Here is a 24,068-nt window from a genome sequence, read left to right as displayed (position 1 = left end):
GATACAGTAGTGCTTAAGGCAGCTAAAGAACGGCAATCATTCTCTTAACTTGTAACGGATTTTCGATGTCAGTGCAGTCTTTTCATCACGATACTATTTTTGCGCTTTCAAGCGGACGTTTGCCTTCGGGCGTGGCAATTATCAGATTATCAGGCCCGCAAACTCGATTCATTACCGAAACTATCATTGGAAAATTGCCGGAAGCGCGAAAAGCCGTATTCAGTAATCTTAGAAGCAAAACAGGAGAAGTTCTGGACAGTGGTTTAACGCTCTTTTTTGAAGGTCCGAAGAGCTTTACCGGAGAAGATTGTGCGGAATTTCATATTCACGGCGGTATCGCTGTGGTTGAAAAATTTTTGGAAAGCCTCTCAGAATTTGAAAAATGCCGCTTAGCCGAAGCCGGAGAATTTACACGTCGTGCTTTTGCGAATGGCAAGATGGATTTGACGATGGCCGAAGGTCTGGCCGATCTGATTTCTGCTGAAACAGAAACACAAAGACGTTTAGCACAGCAGGTTGCTTCTGGTGCGCAACGCAATCTTTACATGGACTGGCGACAAAAACTCATTCAGGCGCGTGCATTTATCGAGGCGGAACTTGATTTTGCCGATGAAGGCGATGTACCGGGATCAGTATCGGATCGCGTCTGGAGTGAGATGCAGGATCTTAGCGTAAAGATTGAAAAACATATTGAAGACGGCAAACGCGGATCGATGCTGCGTGATGGTTTTCATATTGTGATTATTGGTGCACCAAATGCCGGAAAATCCAGCTTGATGAATTTGTTAGCTGCACGTGATGTGGCTATTATTTCTGATGAAGCCGGCACAACACGCGATCTTCTTGAAGTGAAGCTAAATTTGAATGGCGTTGCAACTTATGTAACAGACACAGCCGGCATTCGGGAAACCTCCGGTAAAGTTGAACAGATTGGTATTCAACGCGCAATGGATAAAGCTGCGGAAGCAGATTTGATTTTATACATAGAGGATATATCAAATCCCATCATGGTAGATATTACTGAATTCCAGACAGATATCTGGACAATTGGCAACAAAGCCGATCTCAAGCCTGAAACCACAACAAACTATAATTATATGATCTCCACCAAAAATAATGAAGGCATCAACAATCTTCTGGATAGATTAAGTACCTACATTTCAGAGAAAACAAAACTTCAAAACGATGTCGTTCCGACGCGCCGCAGACATATTGATTTATTAAATCAATGCAAATCTGAAATTGAGAAAGCTGTTAATTCGAAAACCCTACCACTGGAATTAAGAGCAGAAAATCTACGCATCGCCTCTCAGCACCTTGGAAAAATTACCGGTGACGTAGACGTAGAGGATATTCTCGATCTCGTATTCTCTCAATTCTGTATCGGAAAATGATTCACGTGAAACAAATTTCATGATATAGGCTGATTAACAATCAGAGATGTTTCACGTGAAACATTCTGTGGAATCTAAAAACACAATTTGACTCGATTGAATTATTCTGAGTCGACAGATTCCCGCTTCTGAAATTCTTGTACACTCTTGAGTTATGTGTTCCCTTTTCAGAGAGAACATGAGAATGATGATTCACGTGAAACCAAACAAGTTTTGGATATGATTATGACAGGTTTTTACGACGTCATTGTTATTGGTGGTGGTCATGCCGGTACAGAAGCTGCCGCAGCATCAGCAAGAACCGGCGCTAAAACTGCTTTAGTAACGCATCATTTTGATACGATCGGTGTTATGTCCTGTAATCCTGCTATTGGCGGATTAGGAAAGGGACAACTTGTCCGTGAAATTGATGCGCTTGATGGCTTGATGGGCAAGGCTGCCGATCAGGCAGGTATTCAGTTTCGTTTGTTGAACCGTCGTAAAGGTCCTGCTGTTCGTGGCCCGCGCACTCAGGCGGATCGCAAATTATACCGTCTGGCTATTCAAAACTTCATCAGAGAACAGCAAAACTTGACTGTTATTGAAGGTGGTGCAGCAGATATTCTCGTTGAAAATGGTGTAGTCAAAGCTGTTCAACTCATGGATGGTACAATTATCAATTGTGCATCTGTTGTGCTGACAAGCGGAACATTCTTGAATGGTCTTATTCATATTGGTGAGAAAACTATCCCTGCCGGACGCATGGGTGAAAAACCGGCACTCGGACTATCTGAACGTTTGATTGGTCTTGGCTTTGCTTTAGGTCGTTTGAAAACCGGTACGCCTTGCCGTATTGATGGCAAGACGATTGACTGGGCAAGTCTGGATAAACAATCAGCAGATGAAGATCCGGTTCCGTTTTCAATGATGACGGATAAGATTACAGTACCACAAATTGATTGCGGAATTACACGGACAACGGATGCGACGCATCAATTGATCCGCGATAACATCCATCGCTCGGCAATGTATTCAGGGAATATTGAAGGCATTGGCCCTCGTTATTGTCCGTCGATTGAGGATAAAATTGTCAAATTTGGCGACCGTGACGGGCATCAGATTTTTCTTGAGCCGGAAGGTCTCGATGATGATACTGTTTATCCGAATGGTATTTCGACCAGCTTACCGGAAGATGTTCAGCTCGATATTCTCAAAACCATACCCGGATTGGAGCATGCGAAAATGCTGCAGCCAGGCTATGCTATTGAATATGACTTTATTGATCCGCGTGAGTTGCAGCGCAGTCTTGAAACACGTCGGGTTAAAGGTCTGTTCTTAGCTGGCCAGATTAATGGTACAACCGGTTATGAAGAAGCCGGAGCACAAGGCTTACTTGCTGGCTTGAACGCTTCCAGACATGCGGGTGGCAGTGAGCCTGTTATTCTTCAGCGTACAGAAGCCTATATCGGTGTGATGATTGATGATCTGACAGCGCGTGGTGTTAGTGAACCATATCGCATGTTTACATCGCGTGCAGAATTCAGACTTTCACTTCGTGCAGATAATGCCGACAGTCGTTTAACGCCTTTGGGTGAAAACTGGGGACTTATTGGTTCAGCGCGGCAAACACGCTTCAACGAGAGAAAGAAAGAGCTGGATCAGGCGAGGGAGCTTGCTCAATCCTTATCCATTACACCAAATGCTGCGGCTGGTTTTGGTTTGAATCTCAACAAAGATGGGATTCGCCGCACGCTTTATGATCTGCTTTCCTATCCGGATATTAATCTCGAGCGTCTCACAGAAGTCTGGCCGGAGCTTTCTGGTTTGTCTTCTGCGACAAAAGAAGCTTTGGAAATTGAAGCGCAATATTCTGTTTATCTGGATCGTCAGACAGCGGATATTGCCGTGATGGAGCGTGAAGAGCAGTTGATTATACCACGATCAATTCAGTTCTCGACAATTTCTGGTCTGTCCCTTGAATTGAAACAAAAGCTTGAAAAACGTCAGCCCTCAAATATTGCAGAAGCGCAAAGAATTGAGGGGATGACGCCTGCTGCGATCGCATTATTGATAACACATATCCGCAGACATGGTATTGCACAGGATATTTCGGGTGATTTGGCAAAACCAGCATGACAAAAGATAAATATTTTGATTCACTGAAACAAATATACCCATCTGTTTCACGTGAAACAGCCGATGATTTGATTGGTTTTGAAACGCTGTTCAAAAAATGGTCCAAAGCAATCAATCTGGCTTCGCCGAATACACTGGAAACTCTGTGGGAACGTCACATTCTTGATAGTGTTCAGCTTTTTAAACTGGCACCTCAAGCAAAGGAGTGGCTGGATTTGGGGTCAGGTGGCGGTTTCCCTGGTGTGGTTTTGGCAATCATGCTGAAAGAAACCGGCGGTTCAATAAAACTGGTTGAGAGTAATAGTAAGAAATCAGCGTTTTTGAGAAATGCATTGGCTCAGTTCCAGACACACGGACAGGTTGTGAATGCCAGAATCGAAAGCTGTTATCAGCAAATTCAGGTTCCGGAAATCATCACTGCCAGAGCCTTGGCTTCGCTGGACAAGTTGTTTGAACTGACAGAACCCTGGATGGCAAAAGGTGCTAAGGCTTTGTTTCAAAAAGGGCGGGACTATCAGCGTGAAATTGATGAAAGCCTGCTGAACTGGAAATATGACCTTGTACGACATGGAAGCGCAATAGAAGCGGATTCAGTCATTCTGGAAATCAGTAATTTACAACGCCGTTGAATGGCAATGACATTGAATGAGCATTGAAAACGGAAGTTATTCGGGACAATTATTATGAATAACAGAACACGGATTATAACGATCGCGAACCAGAAAGGCGGTGTGGGGAAAACCACAACGGCTATTAATCTGGCGACTGCTTTGGCTGCAATCGGTGAAAATGTATTGATTGTTGATCTCGATCCGCAGGGCAATGCCAGTACCGGACTTGGAGTTGACCGTAAAAATCGCCCATTGTCATCTTATGATGTGCTGACGCAGAATGCTTCTGTGCCAGATGCAGCAATTGCGACTGATGTACCTAATCTTTATCTGGTTGCATCGACGCTGGATTTGCTCGGTATTGAAATGGAAATTTCCCATGCACCGGACAGAACCAGACGTTTGCGTGATGCGCTGCGCTTTGATTCAGGTATTGCCGATCATTTCAGCTATATTCTGATTGATTGTCCGCCGTCACTCAATCTTCTGACATTGAATGCAATGGCTGCCGCAGACTCTGTTCTGGTACCGTTGCAATGTGAGTTTTTTGCTCTGGAAGGTCTGAGCCAGTTGCTCGAAACTGTCAATCAGGTGCGCAATTCGCTTAATCCTGAATTGTCGATTCAGGGCGTTGTGCTGACCATGTATGACAGCCGAAACAATCTGGCCAATCAGGTTGTTGATGATGTGCGTGCCTTTATGGGCGAGAAGGTTTACCGGACTGTTATTCCGCGCAATGTGCGGGTATCGGAGGCACCGTCTCATGGTAAACCGGCTATTCTTTATGATCTGAAATGCGCGGGAAGTCAGGCTTATCTTCAACTGGCATCCGAAGTAATCCAGCGGGAACGCCAGCTTCGTACCGCAGCATGAAACTGACTATTCGATTCGACTACGTAACAATTTGCAGAAAGCATTCAACTGATGAACGATGATCCTTCAAAAAAGCGTCTTGGTCGCGGTCTGGCAGCTCTGATTGGGGATATCGACCGGCCTGTGGAAGAACGCAAGGCACCGGTTCCGCTTGAACGTTATGTGCCTATTGAATTTGTAAGCCGTAATCCGCGCAATCCGCGTCGCATTTTTACGGAAGCTGAGCTGGAAGATCTGGCACAGTCCATTCGTGAGCATGGCATTGTACAGCCAATTGTCGTGCGTCCGGCACCGGAAAATCGTGAGCATTTTGAGCTGATTGCCGGTGAACGTCGCTGGCGTGCGGCACAGCGTGCCGGTTTAACCGAAATTCCGGTTATTATGCGCGATGTGGATGATCGCGTTGCTCTTGAGCTGGCAATTATCGAAAACGTTCAGCGTGCTGATCTGAACCCTGTTGAAGAAGCAATGGGTTATCAGTTGCTGATTGATGAGCATGATTATACGCAGGCCGATCTGGCACAGGTTATCGGCAAGAGCCGCAGTCATGTTGCAAATACGTTGCGTCTTCTTAAGCTACCGACAGAAGTGCAGGGGCTGATCAATGATGGTGCTTTGACTGCCGGTCATGCGCGCACACTGATTACAATGGAAAATCCTCAGGCTGTTGCAGAACGCATCGTCAAAGAAGGTCTGTCAGTCCGTCAGGTTGAGGCTCTGTCTCAGGCTGAGAGCAAGGGTATTCCGGCGGTTAAGCCAGAACGTGCACCGGTAGAAAAAGATGCTGATACACGGGCATTAGAAAAACTGCTTTCTGATGTAACCGGTATGAAAGTTGAAATTAATCATCGTGATCGTGGTGGTGAAGTTCGCATCCGTTATAGTTCTCTTGAACAATTGGATGAAATTTGCCGCCGCTTGCAAAGCTGATTTACTAAAAATAAAAGAAAAGCCGGTCTGAGTGCCGGCTTTTTTATTATGATAAAATCAACGTCTTTGTTTATTTCTTATTGCTTCTACAGTCAGAGCAATAAAAGCCTGTCTGATGATTGCAGTTGACAGGGGCGCATTCTGTCGGCTTTCAAGAACTGTGCGCTGAAGCCTGTCTGTCACCTTGTTGAGCGCTGCAACGCTCCAGAGTCCTAAAGCCGTCTCAACCAGCTTTTTACGGGCGAAGAAAATCGGTGGTTTTGCAGAATTGACAACAAGTCCTGCCGGTACATTTCCTGTTTCCATAGCATAGCGCAATGTCTGTAATTGGCTGAACTGGCGGATAGCCGAATTGACGAGCAGGAAAGGGTGGGTGCCGGTATTAACCACGCGGTCAAAGGCAATGTTGAACTTTGGCAGATCACCGATCAGAACAGCGTCGATCACCTCATCCTGAGAAAGAGCGGCGACATCGCCGACAGATTCCCGCACATCTTCAAGTTCAATACGCTGCTGGCCGCGCGCATAAAGGCAAAGCTTTTCAAGTTCACCGCGTGTGGCCAGACGGTCACCGCCAAGGCTCAGGCGCAGAAACTGACGGGCATCATTGGAAATTTGCAAATGATTGGCTTGCAACACATCGTCGATTAAACCGTCAATGCCGCGCGCATCATCGCTATAGCAGGGCAGAGCCATGGCTGTGGAGCCGTTTTCCACATTGGTGCGCAGTGCTGCACCTTTTTTCAGATCACCAGCCTCAACCAGAATATAGGTGTCCTGAGGTGGTTCTGAAATCAGGTTTTTAACGGCCTCAGCCAGATTTTTTTGTGCCGAAGCATTTTTAATCCAGATCAGACGATCTCCGCCGAACATGGAAATTGTTCTGGCTTCATCGATCAGGCGGGCAGGGTCTTTGTCTATTTCATCCGCTTCAATCCGTAAAACCGCAAACGGATCATCGAGAGGCAGGCCGGTCAATTTGGCGAATTTTGCACCGCGCTCGCTAACAAGACCTTTGTCCGGTCCATAGAGCAAGACTACCGTTCCGGTTTGAGCCGGACGCGCGAGAAACCCATCAACTTCATGTGCTTTTTTCTGTGCCATATGTCTGCTTACAACAAAGGCAGCTAAAGTGAAATCCGTGTTTCAGCTTTCAAATAAAAATGCCGCGGGATGAGCGCGGCATTTTTTGAACTTCAGATGACAGTCCTATTTATTGGATCAGCAATGCATCATCATCCAGTGTTTCACCGCGTACTTTTTTGAACATATCAATCAGGTCTTTAACGGTAAGGTTCTTACGCTCATCTCCGGAAACATCGAGGATGATATTACCGCCATGCAGCATGATTGTACGGGTCCCGTAATCAAGTGCCTGCTGCATGGAGTGCGTTACCATCATCGTCGTCAGCTTGTTTTCACTGACTAACTTGGCTGTGAGTTTCATGATGAAATCTGCCATGCCCGGATCAAGCGCAGCCGTATGTTCATCAAGCAGCAAGACTTCTGATTTTGTCAGGGTGGCCATGATGAGAGACAGTGCCTGACGCTGACCACCGGAGAGCAGATCCATACGATCCTGCACACGGTTTTCCAGACCGAGATTAAGCCCTGCAATGCGTTCGCGGAACAGTTCACGACGCTTATGATTAAGCGCATGGGACAGGCCACGCTTTTGTCCGCGCATGGCAGCGAGGGCAAGGTTCTCTTCAATCGACAATGCCCCGCAGCTGCCGGTCAGCGGGTCCTGAAACACGCGTGCTACCATGGAGGCACGGTCAGCGGTCGATTGTTTGGTGACATCTTTATTGCCGATCAGGATTTTTCCTTCAGAGGCCTGAACATCACCGGCGAGGGCACCGAGCAGGGTTGATTTACCCGCACCATTGGAACCGATCACAGTAACAAATGTGCCTTCTTCAATCTTCAGATTGATGCCGGAAAGTGCCTGTTTCTGCAGAGGTGTACCACGACCGAATACAACACCAAGATTTGAGACTTCAATCATTTGGAAGCTCCTCCGCGACGAAGGCGTGGCAGAATGAGTGCCAGTGTCACCAGTACAGCTGTTGCCAGATTAAGGTCAGACGCTTTGAGCCCGATGAAATCACTGCTCAGCGCCAGCTGGATGGCGATACGATAAAGTATGGAACCAATGATACAGCCGATCAGCGCCCAAAGCAAAAAGCGCGTACGGAATAATGTTTCACCGATAATCACCGCGGCAAGACCGACAACAATTGTACCAACACCGGAGGTGACATCTGCAAAGCCGTTTGTCTGGGCAAATAATGCGCCGCCAAGAGCAACCAGAGCATTGGACATAGCCATGCCGAGATAAATCTGACGATCGGTTTTCACGCCCTGTGCGCGTGCCATACGCGCATTGGTACCGGTTGCACGCATGGCAAGACCGATATTGCTCTCCAGAAAACGCCAGATGAGCAGGGCGGCGATGATAACAAGAACGCCAACAAAAAGCGGACGCACATAATATTCAGGAACACCTAACCCATAAAAAGGTGAGATCATTGTATCCTGATTAATCAGAGCGACGTTCGGCTTGCCCATCACACGTAAATTGACTGAGAAAAGCGCAGTCATGGTAAGGATGGAGGCCAGAAGATTAAGGATGCCGAAGCGGATATTCAATGTTGCGGTTACAAGTCCGGCAACAGCGCCTGCCATCATGGCAATCAGCGCGGCAAGCCACGGATTAACACCGGCAATAATTAAAACAGCAGTAACAGCGGCGCCGAGTGGAAAGGAACCATCCACAGTCAGATCTGGAAAATCAAGCACACGAAACGACAGATATACGCCGAGGGCTACAAATGAAAAGACCAGACCTAATTCGACCGCACCCCAAAAAGCGATCAGACTCACAATAATGTTCCTTCGGCTTGTGCAGACGGCCGGCACTCTCAAACGGGTCAATCACAGAGTTTCTGCTTTGACCGTCTGATAATACGGGGCAGCCTGCCTGTTGAAATCTGAGTATCTTTTGTTTTGCGGTCTGTGCCGGATTTAAAAGATACAAAGGAGATGATCCGGATATTGAGGTCTTAAAAATTGAACCCGAATATCCGGATGATGAAAAACCGGTAAAGTTGCTTTACCGGCTAGAGCATAATTCCTTAAACTTGAATCAGTTTAAGGTAAAATTATGCTCTAATTTTAAAGTGTTAGAGCGAGTTTTGTGTGCCAAGTCTGGCACACGGCGCTCTAGAATATAGATTATTCTTTGATGACTTTGCTTGCGCGATCGACCACAGCCTGCGGGATTTCAATACCCATTTTCTTTGCTGCAACCAGATTGACAACCAGATCTGTACCGGCGGCAACTTTTACCGGAATATCACCAGGCTTTTCGCCCTTCAGAATACGGACAACAACTTCACCGGTCTGCTTGCCAACATCATAATAGTTGAAACCGAGAGCGATGAAAGCACCGCGGCTGACGGAATCTGTGTCGGCAGTCATCAGAGGAATCTTGGCTTCTTCCGCAACACTGACCGCACCTTCAAGCGCAGAAATAATAGTGTTGTCGGTCGGGATATAAATCAGGTCTGCTTTACCGATCAAAGCGCGGGCTGCGCCCTGAACTTCAGCCGATTTGGTTGCAGCTGATTCAACCACTTCCAGACCACCTTCTTTGGCCGCAACTTTCAGGCCTTCGAGAAGCGAAATCGAATTGGCCTCACCGGAATTATAAAGGAAGCCGATGGTCTTCACATTCGGAGCTACTTCTTTGATCAGTTTGATGTGATCAGCAACCGGTGAAAGATCGGACAAACCGGTGACATTGCCGCCAGGCTTTTCCATGCTTTTAACAAGCTGTGCGCCAACCGGATCAGACACGGCAGTAAACACAACCGGAATATCACGGGTGCCGGAAACCACGGCCTGCGCAGATGGTGTGGAGATCGGTACAATTACATCCGGTGCTTCACCGATGAACTGACGGGCGATCTGAGCAGCTGTTGCAGGATTGCCCTGAGCAGACTGATAGGTGAATTTCAGATTTTCACCTTCTTTAAAACCGGCTGCGGCCAGTGCATCTTTTACACCGTCGCGGGCAGCATCAAGAGCCGGATGTTCAACAATTGCTGTGACAGCAACACTGACATCTTTGGCATTTGCCGGTGCAGCAATCATTGTTGTGGCCATAGCTGTCGACAGCAAAGCCAGGAAAAGTGTACGCATGAAAATCTCCCTCTGTTCCGCGTCCCGATCAAAACGAATAATCAGTTCTCGGAGAGAGGTCAACGCGCATCATATGGGATAGTCAAGAGGTGGACACTTTAGCGCTATTCTTCCGGCAGGCGTGGCGGTAAAAGCATAGTTGTTTCACGTGAATCATCGTGGTTAGCAAAAACTTAACAGCATATTTTATGATTTACAGGTTTCACGAAATCAAAATCCGTTATGCATATTGTTTATTCAGCTCAAGATATTCGCTCAGCTCTTTAGCTGCTGCAGCGCCTGCGCGATTGGCTCCGATGGTTGAAGCAGAAGGGCCATAGCCGACGAGATGAATGCGCGGATCTTTGACAACTTCTGTTGCCAGTCTGCCGCCCATAATAATACCGCCATTGGCTTCGCGGATTTGTAATGGCGCCAGATGATCGAGGGAACTGCGGAAGCCGGTACACCATAAGATGACATCGGCACGTTGTTCTCTGCCGTCTGCCCAACGGATACCTGTTTCTGTTATCTCGCTGAACATTGGCAGACGGTTTAATGCGCCGCGTTCACGGGCAGCACGCAAAGCAGGGGTGAGGGGAATACCGGTTACAGAAACAACAGAGCCGGGTATCAAACCGCGGCGGACACGATCTTCGACAATGGCTACAGCTGCTCGGCCATCTTCTTCTGTAAAAGGTGTTTCACGAAATTGTGGTTCGCTGCGGGTTACCCATGTTGTTGTGGTGACCTGTGAAATTTCATCTAGCAGCTGCAGAGCGGAAATACCACCACCGACAATGACAACATGTTTACCGGTGAATGCTTCAGCTGTCTGATAATCGTGGGTATGAAGCTGCTGTCCTTTGAAAAGTTCAGCACCGGTATAATGCGGTATGACCGGTGTCTCCCATGTGCCGGTGGCATTGATTAATCCGCGGGCAGTGAAAGTTTCCCGATCGGTTTCAATACGAAAACGTTCATTACGCTCACAAACAACATTGACGCTCACCGGTCTGTAAACCGGCAAATGAAACTTCTTTTCATAGGCTGCATAATATCGGGGAACAGCAATGGATGCTTTGACCTCTGATACTTCCGGCTCCAGAACATCTGCGAAAGACATACCCGGAAGGTCATGAATCCGGTTTACAGTACTGAGTGTGAGGGTAGGCCAGCGATATTGCCATGCGCCGCCGGCATCGGGCGATTTATCGAGAATGATAAAATTCTTGCCCGCCTGCTGGCCAAGTTTTTGCAGATGATAAGCGGAAGATAAACCGGCCTGTCCGGCACCAATAATGAGAATATCGGTTTTAAAGGCCATATGCAGTGCCGGTTTTGTTACAGTCTCTTGATTATCACTCATGGCCAGAATCCGCTTTATCGAACAACTAAACCTTACTTAGGTTTTTGTTCCGTTCATACAAGCGGTTGGTAGGGGGAGAGAGAAATGGTGATCCCGACTGGATTCGAACCAGTGGCCTACAGATTAGGAATCTGTCGCTCTATCCTACTGAGCTACGGGACCGGATAGTATGGTGCACACATACTGATTTTTTGACCGTAAGCCAAGGGCAGGCAGGGCAGAAAATACCGGAATAGTCTGATGAGAAATAAAAAAGCGAAGAGGGGATTATGCCTCTTCGCTGAACAGAAACCTGTTTAATTTGCAGTCTGAGATCAGGCTGCGATTTTCTCAGCCGGCGCTAGCTGCGCGTCTTTGAGACGATATTGTGCAAGCTCAACCCAGTAGCTCATGCCATAGGGCAGGCCATCATCATTAAAGTCATAGGCCGGATGATGCAGGTTTGCGCTCTCGCCATTGCCGAGGAAAATATAGCAACCCGGACGTGCTTCGAGCATGTAGGAGAAATCTTCGCCACCCATCATCGGTTCAACTTCACGGGTGATCGGACCATTGATGCTGACCTTGTCAGCAACATCGGCGGCGATTTCTGTCTGGCCGGAATGGTTGAATGTCACCGGATAATTGTTTTTAAAATCAAGATCGATTTTAATATTGTTGAGCAGACCGAAGGCTTCACAATGGGCATGCATACGCTGCTCGGCAAAAGCACGGTTGTGCTTTGTGAGGCTGCGCACTGTGCCCGCGAGCACGGCTTTTTCCGGAATGATATTATAAGCTTCACCGGCATTAAATTTGGTGACCGAGATTACCAGTGAATCCAGCGGGTTTGATCCACGTGAAACAATGCTCTGCAATGCGGTGACCAGCTGGGAGCCGATGACGATCGGATCAATGTTGCGATGCGGCTGTGCGGCATGGCCGCCTTTGCCGTTGATGGTGATGGTAAATTCATCAGTCGCGGCCATGATCGGGCCTTTGCAAACGGCCAGTTCACCGACAGGAATGCCCGGCATATTATGCATGCCGTAAACTTCAACAATATTGAAGCGCTCCATCATACCGTCTTTGACCATAGCCAGACCACCGGCACCGCCTTCTTCGGCAGGCTGGAAAATGACGATGACTTCGCCGTAGAAATCACGGGTCTCGCAGAGAATTTTTGCAGCACCGAGCAGCATGGATGTATGACCGTCATGGCCGCAGGAATGTGCCTTGCCCGGATTTTGCGAAACCCATTCCGGTGTGCCGGTTTCAGTCAGCGGTAATGCATCCATATCCGCACGCAAACCGATTGCCTGACCCGCACCTTTTTTGCCTTTAATGACGCCGACAACACCGGTGCGTCCGATACCGGTCACAACTTCATCACAGCCGAATTCACGCAGTTTTTGTTCTACAAATGCCGCAGTTTCATGCACGTCATAGAGTAATTCCGGTTTGCTGTGTAAATGTCTGCGCCACAGGCTGACTTCCTGTTTTAATTGTGCGGCGCGATCTAAAAGCGGCATTTCTGTTCTCCGAACCTGTGTGCCTCTCCTCCGAGGCATTATGAGCGAGGCGGTATGTGGACTGCATAAAACTGAAATCACTCGTCACAGTAATGATGCAATAAAATTATACACACTATGAGCGGGTGTGGGTAAAACACAACGCTCTCAGATAACATAGTGTGTTTTATAAAATTTCGCCAATCGGTCTTTGCCTTTTATGCGGTGTCTGAGGTAGAAAAGTTTACTTAAGAAAAATGTGCAGGCATTTTTTCTGATGACCGGATTTTTGCCGCTTTATACCGTTTGAAGACCTGACGAAACAAATGCAGGTTCTGATCTGCGGTGAAGCAGGATATAGTTCCGGATATCTGAATACCGAATATTACGCCTTGAAAGGTGGTCATCCCATGATCCCGAATATTTTAAAACAATCTGTTCTGGCAATGACTGTCTCATGCCTTGCAATTTCGCAGGCTGTTTCAGTGGCGCAAGCCAATCCCTATATGGCTGTTGATGTGTCGACCGGTAAGGTACTTGCGCATAATGATGCTTTTAAGCGCTGGTATCCGGCATCGCTGACCAAAATGATGTCAGCCTATGTGGTGTTCCGCGCTTTGCGCTCCGGTCAGAAAACACTGGAATCGCCGGTGCGTATGTCTGTTGCAGCGACAAAAGAACCGCCGAGCAAAATGGGCTATAAGGCCGGTTCGGTGATGACACTGGACAGTGCTTTGAAAATCATGATGGTGAAATCCGCCAATGACGTGTCCGTTGCTGTGGCTGAATCCGTTGGCGGCAGCAAAGCCGGATTTGCAAAAATGATGAATGCCGAGGCAAGACGCATTGGCATGTTCGGTTCAAACTTTACCAATCCGCATGGTCTGCCTGATCCGAACAATTATTCGACCGCGCGCGATATGGCTTTGCTTGCCGCGCAGCTGCGTCGTGAATTTCCTGAATATGCCCATTACTTTAATACGGAAGCGATTGATCCGGGTGAGGGCAAAAAAGTTCAGGCCAATTACAATATTCTGCTCGGCCGGTTTAACGGCGCTGACGGTATGAAAACCGGTTTCATTTGCGCTTCCGGATTTAACCTCGCCGGTTCTGCAACCCGAAACGGTCGTACAATTGTTGCTGTTGTGCTGGGGGCAGCCAAACAGGAAGACCGTGCCGTGCAGGCTGCGGAGTTGCTGCAAAATGGTTTTGCTACCCGTGGCGGCGGCGGTGCAACGCTTGCCAGCCTTGTGCCTTATGGCAGCAATAATAATCAGGCCACAGATTTGCGGGCGCAGATTTGCAGCCAGCAGGCTATGTCGGACCGTTGGGACGGACGTGATGTGGAAGGCCGTTTGAAAATCAATTCGCCTTATATTACGGCGATGACCCGTGAACCGGTTGCGGTTCCTGTCGGACTGGTTGCCAAAGCACCGGAAGTGCAGGCAGGCGGTGTGCTGCATATTTCACAAGTGCCGATTCCGCTGCAGCGTCCTATGCGCGGTAATCTGACAACAGCAGTGAATTAACATGTCCTTCAAACCGATCAGCGTTTCTGTGCTCACAGGTTTTCTGGGAGCAGGAAAAACCACATTGCTCAACCGGCTGCTGAAAGATCCTGCCTTGCAGGATACGGCGGTTATCATCAATGAATTTGGTGATGTCAGTATAGATCATCTGCTTGTTGAGCAGACGGCCGACGGGGTTATTCAGCTTGCTGATGGTTGCCTCTGCTGTACCGTTCGCGGTGAGCTGGTGGACACACTGGCGGATCTGATTGAACGGGTGCAGATGGGCAAGATCAATGCCTTGCAGCGCATTGTGATCGAGACAACCGGTCTGGCTGATCCGGTGCCTGTATTGCAGGCGCTGATGGGGCATCCGGTTTTGATGCAGGTTCTGAAACTGGACGGTGTGATTACCGCAGTTGATGCTGTGAATGGTATGGCGACATTGGATGCCCATATCGAGGCGGTGAAACAGGTTGCTGTTGCCGACCGGATTGTTCTGACCAAATCTGATCTTGCCAATACAGCACAGCTTACAGCTTTAAAGACGCGGATCAGAAACCTTAATCCGGCAGCCGAAATCTATGACAATGTTGCAGATGATATCGGTTATGCAGCTTTGTTTGATTGCGGATTGTACAATCCGGCAGGCAAGACACCGGACGTGCAGAACTGGCTGAAAGCAGACAGTTATGATGATCATCATGACCATCACGACCACGTTTGTGAGATACATGGTGCAGGCTGTTCCGGCCATCATCACGGTGAACATGGACATCATCATCACCACCATCACGATGAGACAATCCGTTCATTCTCGCTGAAACATGATGCGCCGGTACCTTTTGCAGCTATTGAAATGTTTCTGGATTTGCTGCGCTCTACCCACGGCGACAAATTACTGCGCATGAAAGGGATTATCGCTGTTGCTGAAGATGCTGAACGACCGCTGGTTATCCATGGTGTGCAGCAGATTTTGCATCCGCCTGTGCGCCTGAAAAGCTGGCCGCAGGAATTGCAGGACAGCAAATATCAGACACGTCTGGTTCTGATCACCAAAGATCTGGATGAGGCTTATATACGTGATCTGTTTGATGCGTTTTTAGGCAAGCCGCGTATTGATCAGGCTGATGCACAGGCGCTGACTGATAATCCGCTGGCAATTCCCGGTTTTTCCATGAAGGGCTAAAAGTCTTAGAGCGGTTTACGTCCAGATTGGATCATAGTGCTCGCTCCAGATTCTTTATTTGGTCGCATTATCACGGGCGTCAAGTTGATCCAACTTGACTGTGAAATGCTCTAGCCCTTTTGTATCAGAAAATGAAAAACCCGACCCTCATTCTGCTGTTCCAGCAGAATATGCCCTTCTGACTGGCAGAAATGGGCAATATCAAGCGGGGAAAGCGGATCAGTGGTTTCAATCCTGATCCGGTCACCGGCAGACAGGTCTTGTAATTTTTTACGGGTTTTCAAAACAGGTAAGGGGCATTGCAGCCCCTTAAAATCATAAAAAACTTCAGCTTCAGCGGTCATTTTATTGGCCGGTCAGCCGGTTCCAGAGAGATTTCTTCTCAGCTGTTGCCGCTGGCATATCCGGTGTTACCTGAGGGGCAACAACGGCTGCTGCTGCCGGATTATTGTTCGGCACAGGAACAGAAGCGGTTGCATTCTGATCCAGAACAGGCTGGGCTGCCGGTACATTAGCTGCAACCGAGGTTGCAGCAGGTGCTGTTACAGGCGTCTGAGCGATCGCTGTCGGTGCTGCAGTATCCGGTGCGCCCGGTGTCTCAGAAGAGGCAGGGCTTAAGGATGGCGGCGTGCGGGATACTTTCTCACCACGTGCGCGACGTGCACTCCAGTCAGATACCAGTTTTGCTTCCTGAACGCCCATGATTGAAGGCGCAGGCTGTTTTTTCGATGATTTATTCAGTGCGCTCGAAAAAGCTGCATCATAGGTTTTCTGATAGCTGGAATAAGCAGACTGGATTGAATCCGGCTGCGACATTGGCGGGCAGGCGGCAGAAGCCGAAAGTCCCTGCTGTCCCGGGAAATTCTGATTAAAGACGTAACGCTTGCCGCAAACATCGACTTTCGGCGGTACTTTTGTAATTTCGAACTGGTCATAGCCTTCTTTAAGCATGGTCCAGAACTGGTAATTCGGATCATTCTTATAACGCGCCATATTGGCGGCGGTCATACGGAACGGATAGGCCTGAACCTGAAAATCGCGCTGACCACCCTTAAAGGCATCGCGTCCGAAAGCATAAATTTCGGACATGCTTTCGTCAGTCATGGAATAGCAACCAGCAGAAGAACAAGCGCCATGCACCATCAGATGCTGACCGGTACGGCCATTGGCGCGGTCATAGGCATTCGGAAAGCCGAGATTGAACGACAGGTAATATTGTGAATTCGGGTTCATCTGCGCAGCAGAAACCGAATAGAAACCTTCCGGTGCCTGACGGTCACCCTCTACATATTTAGGACCGAGTTTGCCTGACCATTTGCAGATCTCATAGGAGGCCACCATGTCATAGCGGCCGTTGGTTTTCTGTTTCCAGACTTCCAGAACGCCTTCTTCCTTGAAGATACGCGCCATAACCGGCGATGTCTTGTTCATGCCCTTGGCTTTGATTTTAGCCAGAACTTTGGAAGGCAGCTCACGCTCTGCTTTGGCGCCGACACCATCAAAGACTGAACCCTGACAACCGGCAAGTGCTACGGTTGCGATCAGTGAAGCAAAAATTGCAGTTCTGAGTTTCATGAGTGTCACCGGCAATATTAGGCAAGAGTTGGAACAAAATATCCTGAAATAGCAAAAAGGCAAATTTTCAGCCGCAATCAGTTTGTCCCGTAGTATCGGTCAGTATGATTGATAAAGTGTTATTAACTTAGCATCGGGCAATATTTACAGCAAATGACCCGTATTGACCATATGCCTTAAAGCAGTTCCTGTGACGGCTGAATTGCCGGAAATGCTCTCTCTTTTTGTTAAGCACATTGCCCAATGTAAAACGGCTTCGCACTTTTGCCGGAAATGCTTTTAAAACATAAAGGCCGCGCTGGTTGCGCGGCCTGAATTTGAAATAAGTGGTTGAAATCTCACTCAGAGATTACGACCCATGGCCAGATATTTCTGGCGGCGTTCCTGTTTCAGTGTTTCGCCGTCCACGCCTTCAAGAGATTTCAGTGCTGTTGCAATCACTTCGCCTGCAGCATCGATAATCGCATTTTTACCGCGATGTGCGCCGCCGAGAGGCTCAGGAATAATATTATCAATGATTTTCAGCTCAAGCAGATCCTGCGCTGTGATGCGCATATTGGTGGCTGCATCTTTGGCACGGGTCGAATCACGCCACAGAATAGAAGCAGCACCTTCCGGTGAGATCACCGAATAGATTGCATGTTCGAGCATGTAAACGCGGTTGGCGACAGCAATCGCAATCGCACCACCGGAACCGCCTTCACCAATCACAACCGTGATAACCGGTACACGCAGTTTCAGGCTCATTTCCAGCGAGCGGGCAATGGCTTCTGCCTGACCGCGCTCTTCCGCACTCACACCCGGATAGGCACCAGCAGTATCAATGAATGTGATTACGGGCAGTTTGAAACGGTCAGCCAATTCCATGATACGGATGGCTTTACGATAACCTTCCGGACGCGGGGAACCGAAATTATGTTTCAGGCGGGTCTTGGTGTCATTGCCTTTTTCCTGACCGAGCACCGCAACAGCCTGACCGTTAAAACGCGCAAAACCGGCCTGAATGGCCTGATCTTCGGCAAAGTTACGGTCACCGGCCAGCGGCGTGAATTCTGTAAACAAGCGGTTCACATAATCCAGACAATGCGGACGGTCCGGATGACGGGCGATCTGCACTTTCTGCCAAGGGGTGAGTTTGCGGTAAATATCTTTCAGCGCGTCGCTAGAGCGCTTTTCAAGGCGCCGTATCTCATCACTCATCTCGACACTGCCGCTTTCCTGCGCCAGTTTTTTCAGTTCGAGGATCTGACCATCGAGATCTGCGACGGGTTTTTCGAAATCAAGGTAATTATACATATGACCTGACTATTACGCTCCGGAGACTAAAACCATCAGACATTAAGGTCTGAGAGAGGGTTTCATCTGTCCTATATAGATTGTCTGACAGAAAAATCTATCTGCCGAATATGTTTCTCTTAAACTTCATAGCGTCAATCGGCAAGCGGATGATGCGTTGCAACGAGCTGATGCAGTCTTTCTTCCAGCACATGGGTATAAATTTGTGTCGTAGAAATGTCCGAATGGCCTAATAATTGCTGAACTGCACGTAAATCCGCACCATTTTGCAAAAGATGGCTGGCAAAGGCGTGACGCAGCACATGGGGAGAAACCGCAGCGGCTGCAATACCGGCACGCGCTGCCAGTGCTTTCAGATCACGGGCAAAGACCTGCCGTGCCAGATAACCGCTTTCCGAGCGGGCAGGAAACAGCCAGGGACTATCCTGCCATTCCGGCACTCTGTCACGTAGCCCCACATAAAGTTGCAGGACATTCTGCGCTTTGACCGAGAGCGGCACCATACGTTCTTTGGCACCTTTACCGCGCACCAGCAGAAAACGCTGATTGCTGCGGATAGTTTTCTCCGGCAGGCCGACAAGCTCGCTGACACGCATACCAGTGGCGTAGAGCAGCTCCAGAAGCGCATGCAGACGCACGGCGTTGAAATAGCCGCTCATATCTTTCTGGGGGTGCGCTTCTGTTTCAGCCTGTGCCAGAAGTTTTGAGACGGTATCTTCGCTCATGATTTTAGGCAGTGCCTGATTTTTCTTCGGCGCATCGATGATACCGGTCGGATCGTCGCTGCGCATGCCTTCAGTATAAAGAAAGCGGAAAAATTGCCGCAAAGAGGAGAGGCGGCGTGCCTGTGAAGTGGAAGCGAAGCCTTGAATATTCATCTCATCAAGGCAGGCTTTAATATCGACGGAATTGGCTGAAACCAGTCCGGTTTTGCGACCTGCCATAAATTCCGCAGCGGTTTCCAGATCGCGGCGATAGGATTCCAGCGTGTTCTCGGCGGCACCCCGTTCCGCACTCATCATTTCCAGAAACGAGTCGATTGCAGCATCTGTTGAGAGATTATTCTGCATCTTCAGCCTCCGGTTCACCCTCTGTATAGGGCGATGGCACAGGGGCAGGGCTGACAGGTGCTGTATCGCGCGGTTGCTGCACCATTTTATGTGCCGGTACGCGAACAACAATCTCTGACGTCACCGGACTGACAGTTTTCACAAGCACCAGCATCAGCCCGTAAATACAGGCAGAAATCAGAGCCAGAATGATAATCAGGCGGGTGAGGGTCGGCATAGAGGCAGTAGTGCTTTCATTTGGTTAGGCTTTATTTAGTGCATTGTGCCCTGATAATCTCAATAAAGCCTAACTAAATTCGACAGGAAAAAGAAAAGGCCCGGTAAAAACCGGGCCTCGCATTCTGTATAATCCGCAAATTACATCAAACCAATTACATATGAATTGGCTTGTCATAAGTGGCCATTGCCGATTCACGAACAGCTTCCGACATGGTCGGATGTGCATGGCAGGTACGGGCCAGATCTTCGGAAGAGCCGCCAAACTCCATCAGAACGGTCAGTTCGTGGATCATTTCACCGGCATTGTAACCGAGGATATGCGCACCCAGAACTTTGTCTGTGGCTTTGTCAGCCAGAATTTTCACAAAACCGTCTGTGTGCTGCATAGCGCGTGCACGGCCATTGGCTGTGAACGGGAATTTGCCGACTTTATATTCAATACCGGCAGCTTTCAGTTCTTCTTCGGTTTTGCCGACAGAAGCCACTTCCGGCTGGGTGTAAACAACGCTCGGGATCACATCAAAATTGACGTGGCCTTTCTGACCGGCGATGATTTCTGCAACTGCAACGCCTTCATCTTCGGCTTTGTGCGCCAGCATCGGGCCTTTAACCACGTCGCCGATTGCATAAATGCCGGCAACATTGGTCTGCCAATGATCGTTGATCGCAACGCGGCCGCGTTCATCAACAGCAACACCGGCTTCGGCCAGACCCAGACCATCTGTGTAAGGACGACGGCCGGTCGAAATCAGAACGGCTTCAGCTTCAAGTGTCACTGCATCGCCGCCTTTAACAGGCTCGAAAGTCACCTTGGCGCCATTGCCGGATTTTTCAACTGCAGTCACTTTGGCGCTGAGTTTGAAATCAATGCCCTGTTTAGCCAGCATACGCTGGAACTGCTTGGAAACTTCACCATCCATGCCGCCGAGGATCTTGTCGAGATATTCAACAACAGTCACTTTGGCGCCCAGACGCGACCATACGGAACCGAGTTCCAGACCGATCACGCCGCCGCCGACAACAATCAGAGTATCAGGCACTTTGGTGAATTCCAGCGCGCCGGTTGAAGAAACAATGACTTTCTCGTCAATATCAACATTAACGCCCGGAATACCGGCAACATCGGAACCGGTGGCGATGATGATGTTTTTGGTTTCGAGTTCTTTGACAGAACCGTCTTCAGCAGTGACAGAAACTTTGCCTGCAGCAACAACTTTACCAAAACCGGTGAAAGCTTCGATCTTGTTTTTCTTGAACAGGAATTCAACGCCGCTGGTGTTGGCTTTCACGGTTGTTACTTTGTGCGCCAGCATTTTTTCGAGGTTCAGTTTTGGCGCGCTGACTTCAACGCCGAGCGCGTCGAAAGAATGACCGGCTTCCGCAAAAACTTCAGAAGCGTGCAGCAATGCCTTTGAAGGGATACAGCCGACATTGAGGCAGGTGCCGCCGAAAGTGCTGCGTTTTTCAACAACGGCAACTTTCAGGCCGAGCTGGGCAGCTTTGATAGCTGCAACATAACCGCCAGGGCCGGTACCGATAACAACGACATCATAAGACATTGCTTAATCCTTTTAACTCTTTTTAAGTCCGTTCAGGCAGGGGATTTCTGCATGAAGACAAGGGTCGATCTTTTATTCTTCGGGTGTGCAGGCTTTAAAGCGAAACACTTCCCAGTTCAGCGGCTCGGCCGGTTTGGCCGTTCCAAAATCATAACTGTCCAGCATACTGACAAAATCCGGCAGGAGGATTGCTGCGGCAGCCGGTTCATCATTGCGGGGCAGAAACTCTGCATCTGCACCATCTTTAAGCGCATATACTACGCCCTGCCAGATTGTGCAGTCATCAATTTCATCTTCAGCATTATCGTCACCCGCACAATTATAGGTGATCATGGCTGTCGGGCGGGCTGCACCGTCTGTCCATTGCACAGTGCCCTGTAATTTGAATTCAGGTTTGTCATTGGCAATGATGGTGAAACTGTTGCCTGACTGCTCATCATCTTTTTGAACAGGGCTGAAAGTCAGTGTGTAATTCTGGTCTTTGTCGGAATAGGCGGCGCGGTTCTGCATACAGGCGGCTGAGGCAACGGCTGTGGCGGTCAGCAGAATCGTACAGCTTGCGAGACAGGCAACAGTCTTTTTGAAAATGGCTGATTTGATAGGCATTGTTCCCTCACCGGGCTTGTCAATTCTGATTTACAGCATCGGCCTGAAGCACGATCCGTAGTTCTAATGGGCTTGCTGACTGGCCAGCTTAATTCCTAATCCGATAAATACCATACCGGTCACGCGATTAAACCATGCCCCCAGAGCGAAAAAGCGTTTACGCACGGGTTCCAGCGTAAAGAACAAAGTCACAATTGCAAACCAGCCGATGACGACGATTGCGATCAGAATCCCGTAAATACCCTGAATTGCAGCCGGTGTTTCATGGCTGACAAGGGATGAGAACAGGGAGAGGAAAAACAACACGGCTTTCGGGTTCAGCGCATTGGTGATGAAACCCATAGTAAAGCAGCGCTTGGCCGAAATTGCTTTTTGTTGTGGTTGAGCAGCTTCGCCGTCTGTCTGAAGAATTTTATCTGCATCGGCTGCATTGAGCGGTTTTTCCCGCAGCGCCTTGATGCCGAGATAAAACAAATAGGCAGCACCCGCCCATTTAATCAGCGAAAACAGAAACAGAGACTGGGATACGATCAGGCCGATACCGAGGATCGTATAGGAGATGTGGAACATCAGCGATGCGCCGATGCCAAGACTGGTGATGAAGGCTGCACGGCGGCCATGCACAATGCTCTGACGCACAATCAGCGCGAAATCCGCACCGGGTGCAACGAGCAGGATCACGAATACCGCCATCAGACCGGTGAATTCGATCACATACTGCATGAGAGGCTCCGTGAGATCAGAAAAAGAAAGAGCCGCAGGGCTCAGAAAAGATGCAGTTGAAAAGAGCGCTGTCGTGAGACAGCGCTCTTAGTCAGTTTATTACAGATCGAGAACAAGACGTTCCGGATCTTCCAGGCTGTCCTTAACGCGAACGAGGAAGGTCACAGCTTCTTTGCCGTCTACGATACGGTGATCGTAGGACAGAGCCAGATACATCATCGGACGGATAACGATCTGACCGCCGACAACAACCGGACGTTCCTGAATTTTGTGCATGCCGAGAATACCGGACTGCGGTGCGTTCAGGATCGGGGAAGACATCAGGGAACCATATACACCACCATTGGAGATGGTGAATGTGCCGCCCTGCATATCAGCCATGGAAAGCTGACCGTCACGGGCTGCACGGCCGAGACGACCGATTTCTTTTTCGATTTCAGCAATCGACATCTGGTCGGCATCGCGAACAACAGGAACCACGAGACCCTTGTCTGTACCGACAGCAACACCGACGTGAGCAAAGTTCTTGTAGATGATGTCTGTGCCGTCGATTTCGGCATTAACAGCAGGGATTTCTTTCAGAGCATGGGTTACAGCTTTGGTGAAGAAACCCATGAAGCCGAGCTTAACGCCGTGCTTCTTCTCGAAGATATCTTTGTAGCGGGAACGCAGATCCATAACCGCGCTCATATCCACTTCGTTATAAGTGGTGAGCATGGCTGCGGTGTTCTGAGCATCTTTCAGACGACGTGCAATGGTCTGACGCAGACGGGTCATTTTCACGCGTTCTTCGCGTGGTGCATCACCGGCAGGGGACGCAGGACGAGCGGCAGCAGCAGGTGCGGCTGCTGCAGGTGCAGTGCCTTTTGCAAGCGCTGCAAGAACATCGCCTTTGAGAACCTGACCACGTTTGCCGGAACCGTCAACCTGATCGCTGTTCAGGCCGGCTTCAGCCATCAGCTTGGCAGCTGCCGGTGCCGCAGGCATGGAAGAGGCAGTTGCAGCAGGAGCAGCAGCGGCTACAGGTGCAGCGGCTGGTGCCGGAGCAGCAGCAGGTTTTGTAGCGGGAGCAGCAGCTGCGCCCGATGCATCAATCTGGCCGAGCAGGGCATCGAGACCAACATTGTCACCTTCCTGAGCGGTGATTTCTGTCAGAACGCCGGAAACAGGCGCAGGAACTTCAATAGAAACCTTGTCGGTTTCCAGTTCAACCAATGGTTCATCAGCAACGATAGCGTCGCCGACTTTTTTGAGCCATTTGCCGATGGTTGCCTCTGTGACGGATTCCCCGAGGGTGGGAACGCGGATTTCGGTTGCCATGGTTTTATCTTCCCTGGATCTTTAATCTGAATGATA

Annotated in this window: 22 protein-coding genes and 1 tRNA gene; 7 read left to right on the top strand and 16 right to left on the bottom strand. The window is 49.1% G+C overall.

Annotated elements, in window-relative coordinates; all coding sequences use genetic code 11:
• The first annotated feature begins 65 nt into the window (after positions 1 to 65).
• The 5 genes from mnmE to LDL70_RS15025 all read left to right on the top strand — a co-directional run bounded on the left by mnmE (position 66) and on the right by LDL70_RS15025 (position 5,923).
• Entirely contained in the window at positions 66 to 1,394 is a 1,329-nt protein-coding gene (gene mnmE / locus LDL70_RS15045) for a tRNA uridine-5-carboxymethylaminomethyl(34) synthesis GTPase MnmE (protein WP_225685502.1), read from the top strand.
• A gap of 219 nt (positions 1,395 to 1,613) precedes the next feature.
• Positions 1,614 to 3,509 (top strand): tRNA uridine-5-carboxymethylaminomethyl(34) synthesis enzyme MnmG, encoded by a 1,896-nt coding sequence (gene mnmG, locus LDL70_RS15040; RefSeq protein ID WP_370637709.1) that lies wholly within the window; start codon positions 1,614 to 1,616, stop codon positions 3,507 to 3,509.
• A complete protein-coding gene (gene rsmG, locus LDL70_RS15035) occupies positions 3,506 to 4,138 on the top strand; it encodes a 16S rRNA (guanine(527)-N(7))-methyltransferase RsmG (RefSeq protein ID WP_225685485.1) in 633 nt (210 codons plus the stop codon). The genes mnmG and rsmG overlap by 4 nt, the downstream gene beginning before the upstream one ends.
• Positions 4,139 to 4,192: 54 nt before the next feature.
• Positions 4,193 to 4,993 carry a ParA family protein gene (locus LDL70_RS15030; protein ID WP_022709109.1) on the top strand — a complete coding sequence of 267 codons (801 nt, stop codon included), beginning with the start codon at positions 4,193 to 4,195 and terminating at the stop codon, positions 4,991 to 4,993.
• 51 nt (positions 4,994 to 5,044) lie between these two features.
• Positions 5,045 to 5,923 (top strand): ParB/RepB/Spo0J family partition protein, encoded by an 879-nt coding sequence (locus LDL70_RS15025; RefSeq protein ID WP_075653913.1) that lies wholly within the window; start codon positions 5,045 to 5,047, stop codon positions 5,921 to 5,923.
• Positions 5,924 to 5,980: 57 nt separating this feature from the next.
• On the opposite strand, the gene holA is transcribed toward LDL70_RS15025, so the two are convergent.
• From holA to LDL70_RS14990, 7 genes are all read right to left on the bottom strand, one after another.
• Complete coding sequence (gene holA, locus LDL70_RS15020; protein WP_225685475.1) at positions 5,981 to 7,027, bottom strand: DNA polymerase III subunit delta; 1,047 nt, start codon at positions 7,025 to 7,027, stop codon at positions 5,981 to 5,983.
• A 109-nt stretch (positions 7,028 to 7,136) separates the two neighbouring features.
• Positions 7,137 to 7,931, bottom strand: coding sequence for an ABC transporter ATP-binding protein (locus LDL70_RS15015; RefSeq protein WP_022709106.1), 795 nt, complete (start codon positions 7,929 to 7,931; stop codon positions 7,137 to 7,139).
• The gene (locus LDL70_RS15010) at positions 7,928 to 8,809 is read right to left on the bottom strand and encodes an ABC transporter permease (protein ID WP_022709105.1); all 882 of its coding nucleotides are present in this window, start codon (positions 8,807 to 8,809) and stop codon (positions 7,928 to 7,930) included. The genes LDL70_RS15015 and LDL70_RS15010 overlap by 4 nt, the downstream gene beginning before the upstream one ends.
• Before the next feature lie 351 nt (positions 8,810 to 9,160).
• The gene (locus LDL70_RS15005) at positions 9,161 to 10,129 is read right to left on the bottom strand and encodes an ABC transporter substrate-binding protein (protein WP_075653910.1); all 969 of its coding nucleotides are present in this window, start codon (positions 10,127 to 10,129) and stop codon (positions 9,161 to 9,163) included.
• A 220-nt stretch (positions 10,130 to 10,349) separates the two neighbouring features.
• Positions 10,350 to 11,477 (bottom strand): NAD(P)-binding domain-containing protein, encoded by a 1,128-nt coding sequence (locus LDL70_RS15000; protein ID WP_225685465.1) that lies wholly within the window; start codon positions 11,475 to 11,477, stop codon positions 10,350 to 10,352.
• A gap of 85 nt (positions 11,478 to 11,562) precedes the next feature.
• Positions 11,563 to 11,639 (bottom strand) — tRNA-Arg (locus tag LDL70_RS14995).
• A gap of 152 nt (positions 11,640 to 11,791) precedes the next feature.
• Entirely contained in the window at positions 11,792 to 12,988 is a 1,197-nt protein-coding gene (locus tag LDL70_RS14990) for a M20 aminoacylase family protein (protein WP_225685463.1), read from the bottom strand.
• Between the two features lie 425 nt (positions 12,989 to 13,413).
• Between LDL70_RS14990 and LDL70_RS14985 the strand changes: the two genes are divergently transcribed.
• Both LDL70_RS14985 and LDL70_RS14980 read left to right on the top strand, forming a co-directional pair.
• Positions 13,414 to 14,496 carry a D-alanyl-D-alanine carboxypeptidase family protein gene (locus LDL70_RS14985; RefSeq protein ID WP_151158998.1) on the top strand — a complete coding sequence of 361 codons (1,083 nt, stop codon included), beginning with the start codon at positions 13,414 to 13,416 and terminating at the stop codon, positions 14,494 to 14,496.
• A 1-nt stretch (position 14,497) separates the two neighbouring features.
• Positions 14,498 to 15,664 carry a GTP-binding protein gene (locus tag LDL70_RS14980; protein ID WP_225685461.1) on the top strand — a complete coding sequence of 389 codons (1,167 nt, stop codon included), beginning with the start codon at positions 14,498 to 14,500 and terminating at the stop codon, positions 15,662 to 15,664.
• A 110-nt stretch (positions 15,665 to 15,774) separates the two neighbouring features.
• Here the strand turns inward: LDL70_RS14980 and LDL70_RS14975 are convergent, their stop codons facing one another.
• The 9 genes from LDL70_RS14975 to odhB all read right to left on the bottom strand — a co-directional run bounded on the left by LDL70_RS14975 (position 15,775) and on the right by odhB (position 24,032).
• Positions 15,775 to 16,008 carry a sulfurtransferase TusA family protein gene (locus tag LDL70_RS14975; RefSeq protein WP_022709333.1) on the bottom strand — a complete coding sequence of 78 codons (234 nt, stop codon included), beginning with the start codon at positions 16,006 to 16,008 and terminating at the stop codon, positions 15,775 to 15,777.
• Between the two features lies 1 nt (position 16,009).
• Entirely contained in the window at positions 16,010 to 17,239 is a 1,230-nt protein-coding gene (locus LDL70_RS14970) for a hypothetical protein (protein ID WP_225685459.1), read from the bottom strand.
• A gap of 342 nt (positions 17,240 to 17,581) precedes the next feature.
• Positions 17,582 to 18,535: an acetyl-CoA carboxylase carboxyltransferase subunit alpha gene (locus LDL70_RS14965; protein ID WP_075653906.1), complete on the bottom strand. Its 954-nt coding sequence runs from the start codon at positions 18,533 to 18,535 to the stop codon at positions 17,582 to 17,584.
• A gap of 134 nt (positions 18,536 to 18,669) precedes the next feature.
• Positions 18,670 to 19,605 (bottom strand): site-specific tyrosine recombinase XerD, encoded by a 936-nt coding sequence (gene xerD / locus LDL70_RS14960; protein ID WP_225685457.1) that lies wholly within the window; start codon positions 19,603 to 19,605, stop codon positions 18,670 to 18,672.
• Complete coding sequence (locus LDL70_RS14955) at positions 19,595 to 19,822, bottom strand: hypothetical protein (RefSeq protein ID WP_116088620.1); 228 nt, start codon at positions 19,820 to 19,822, stop codon at positions 19,595 to 19,597. The genes xerD and LDL70_RS14955 overlap by 11 nt, the downstream gene beginning before the upstream one ends.
• A 154-nt stretch (positions 19,823 to 19,976) precedes the next feature.
• Positions 19,977 to 21,383: a dihydrolipoyl dehydrogenase gene (gene lpdA / locus LDL70_RS14950; RefSeq protein WP_225685455.1), complete on the bottom strand. Its 1,407-nt coding sequence runs from the start codon at positions 21,381 to 21,383 to the stop codon at positions 19,977 to 19,979.
• Positions 21,384 to 21,455: 72 nt separating this feature from the next.
• Positions 21,456 to 21,989, bottom strand: a complete 534-nt coding sequence (locus LDL70_RS14945) for a hypothetical protein (protein WP_370637706.1) — start codon at positions 21,987 to 21,989, stop codon at positions 21,456 to 21,458.
• Positions 21,990 to 22,052: 63 nt separating this feature from the next.
• A complete protein-coding gene (locus LDL70_RS14940) occupies positions 22,053 to 22,712 on the bottom strand; it encodes a LysE family translocator (protein WP_022712273.1) in 660 nt (219 codons plus the stop codon).
• A gap of 99 nt (positions 22,713 to 22,811) precedes the next feature.
• The gene (odhB, locus tag LDL70_RS14935; protein WP_225685453.1) at positions 22,812 to 24,032 is read right to left on the bottom strand and encodes a 2-oxoglutarate dehydrogenase complex dihydrolipoyllysine-residue succinyltransferase; all 1,221 of its coding nucleotides are present in this window, start codon (positions 24,030 to 24,032) and stop codon (positions 22,812 to 22,814) included.
• Positions 24,033 to 24,068: the final 36 nt, after the last annotated feature.

It is taken from the genome of Pseudochrobactrum sp. XF203 (assembly GCF_020341615.1).
GTDB classification, from domain to species: domain Bacteria; phylum Pseudomonadota; class Alphaproteobacteria; order Rhizobiales; family Rhizobiaceae; genus Pseudochrobactrum; species Pseudochrobactrum saccharolyticum.
Note: the sequence above shows the minus strand (reverse complement) of the source record. Positions and strands in the feature narration are given on the sequence as shown.

What these genes read in the sequence shown, in the direction of transcription:
- mnmE (WP_225685502.1), top strand. Translation starts at nt 66, where the DNA reads ATGTCAGTGCAGTCTTTTCATCACGATACTATTTTTGCGCTTTCAAGC.
- mnmG (WP_370637709.1), top strand. Translation starts at nt 1,614, where the DNA reads ATGATTATGACAGGTTTTTACGACGTCATTGTTATTGGTGGTGGTCAT.
- rsmG (WP_225685485.1), top strand. Translation starts at nt 3,506, where the DNA reads ATGACAAAAGATAAATATTTTGATTCACTGAAACAAATATACCCATCT.
- LDL70_RS15030 (WP_022709109.1), top strand. Translation starts at nt 4,193, where the DNA reads ATGAATAACAGAACACGGATTATAACGATCGCGAACCAGAAAGGCGGT.
- LDL70_RS15025 (WP_075653913.1), top strand. Translation starts at nt 5,045, where the DNA reads ATGAACGATGATCCTTCAAAAAAGCGTCTTGGTCGCGGTCTGGCAGCT.
- holA (WP_225685475.1), bottom strand. Translation starts at nt 7,027, where the DNA reads ATGGCACAGAAAAAAGCACATGAAGTTGATGGGTTTCTCGCGCGTCCG.
- LDL70_RS15015 (WP_022709106.1), bottom strand. Translation starts at nt 7,931, where the DNA reads ATGATTGAAGTCTCAAATCTTGGTGTTGTATTCGGTCGTGGTACACCT.
- LDL70_RS15005 (WP_075653910.1), bottom strand. Translation starts at nt 10,129, where the DNA reads ATGCGTACACTTTTCCTGGCTTTGCTGTCGACAGCTATGGCCACAACA.
- LDL70_RS15000 (WP_225685465.1), bottom strand. Translation starts at nt 11,477, where the DNA reads ATGAGTGATAATCAAGAGACTGTAACAAAACCGGCACTGCATATGGCC.
- LDL70_RS14990 (WP_225685463.1), bottom strand. Translation starts at nt 12,988, where the DNA reads ATGCCGCTTTTAGATCGCGCCGCACAATTAAAACAGGAAGTCAGCCTG.
- LDL70_RS14985 (WP_151158998.1), top strand. Translation starts at nt 13,414, where the DNA reads ATGACTGTCTCATGCCTTGCAATTTCGCAGGCTGTTTCAGTGGCGCAA.
- LDL70_RS14980 (WP_225685461.1), top strand. Translation starts at nt 14,498, where the DNA reads ATGTCCTTCAAACCGATCAGCGTTTCTGTGCTCACAGGTTTTCTGGGA.
- LDL70_RS14975 (WP_022709333.1), bottom strand. Translation starts at nt 16,008, where the DNA reads ATGACCGCTGAAGCTGAAGTTTTTTATGATTTTAAGGGGCTGCAATGC.
- LDL70_RS14970 (WP_225685459.1), bottom strand. Translation starts at nt 17,239, where the DNA reads ATGAAACTCAGAACTGCAATTTTTGCTTCACTGATCGCAACCGTAGCA.
- LDL70_RS14965 (WP_075653906.1), bottom strand. Translation starts at nt 18,535, where the DNA reads ATGTATAATTACCTTGATTTCGAAAAACCCGTCGCAGATCTCGATGGT.
- xerD (WP_225685457.1), bottom strand. Translation starts at nt 19,605, where the DNA reads ATGCAGAATAATCTCTCAACAGATGCTGCAATCGACTCGTTTCTGGAA.
- LDL70_RS14955 (WP_116088620.1), bottom strand. Translation starts at nt 19,822, where the DNA reads ATGCCGACCCTCACCCGCCTGATTATCATTCTGGCTCTGATTTCTGCC.
- lpdA (WP_225685455.1), bottom strand. Translation starts at nt 21,383, where the DNA reads ATGTCTTATGATGTCGTTGTTATCGGTACCGGCCCTGGCGGTTATGTT.
- LDL70_RS14945 (WP_370637706.1), bottom strand. Translation starts at nt 21,989, where the DNA reads ATGCCTATCAAATCAGCCATTTTCAAAAAGACTGTTGCCTGTCTCGCA.
- LDL70_RS14940 (WP_022712273.1), bottom strand. Translation starts at nt 22,712, where the DNA reads ATGCAGTATGTGATCGAATTCACCGGTCTGATGGCGGTATTCGTGATC.
- odhB (WP_225685453.1), bottom strand. Translation starts at nt 24,032, where the DNA reads ATGGCAACCGAAATCCGCGTTCCCACCCTCGGGGAATCCGTCACAGAG.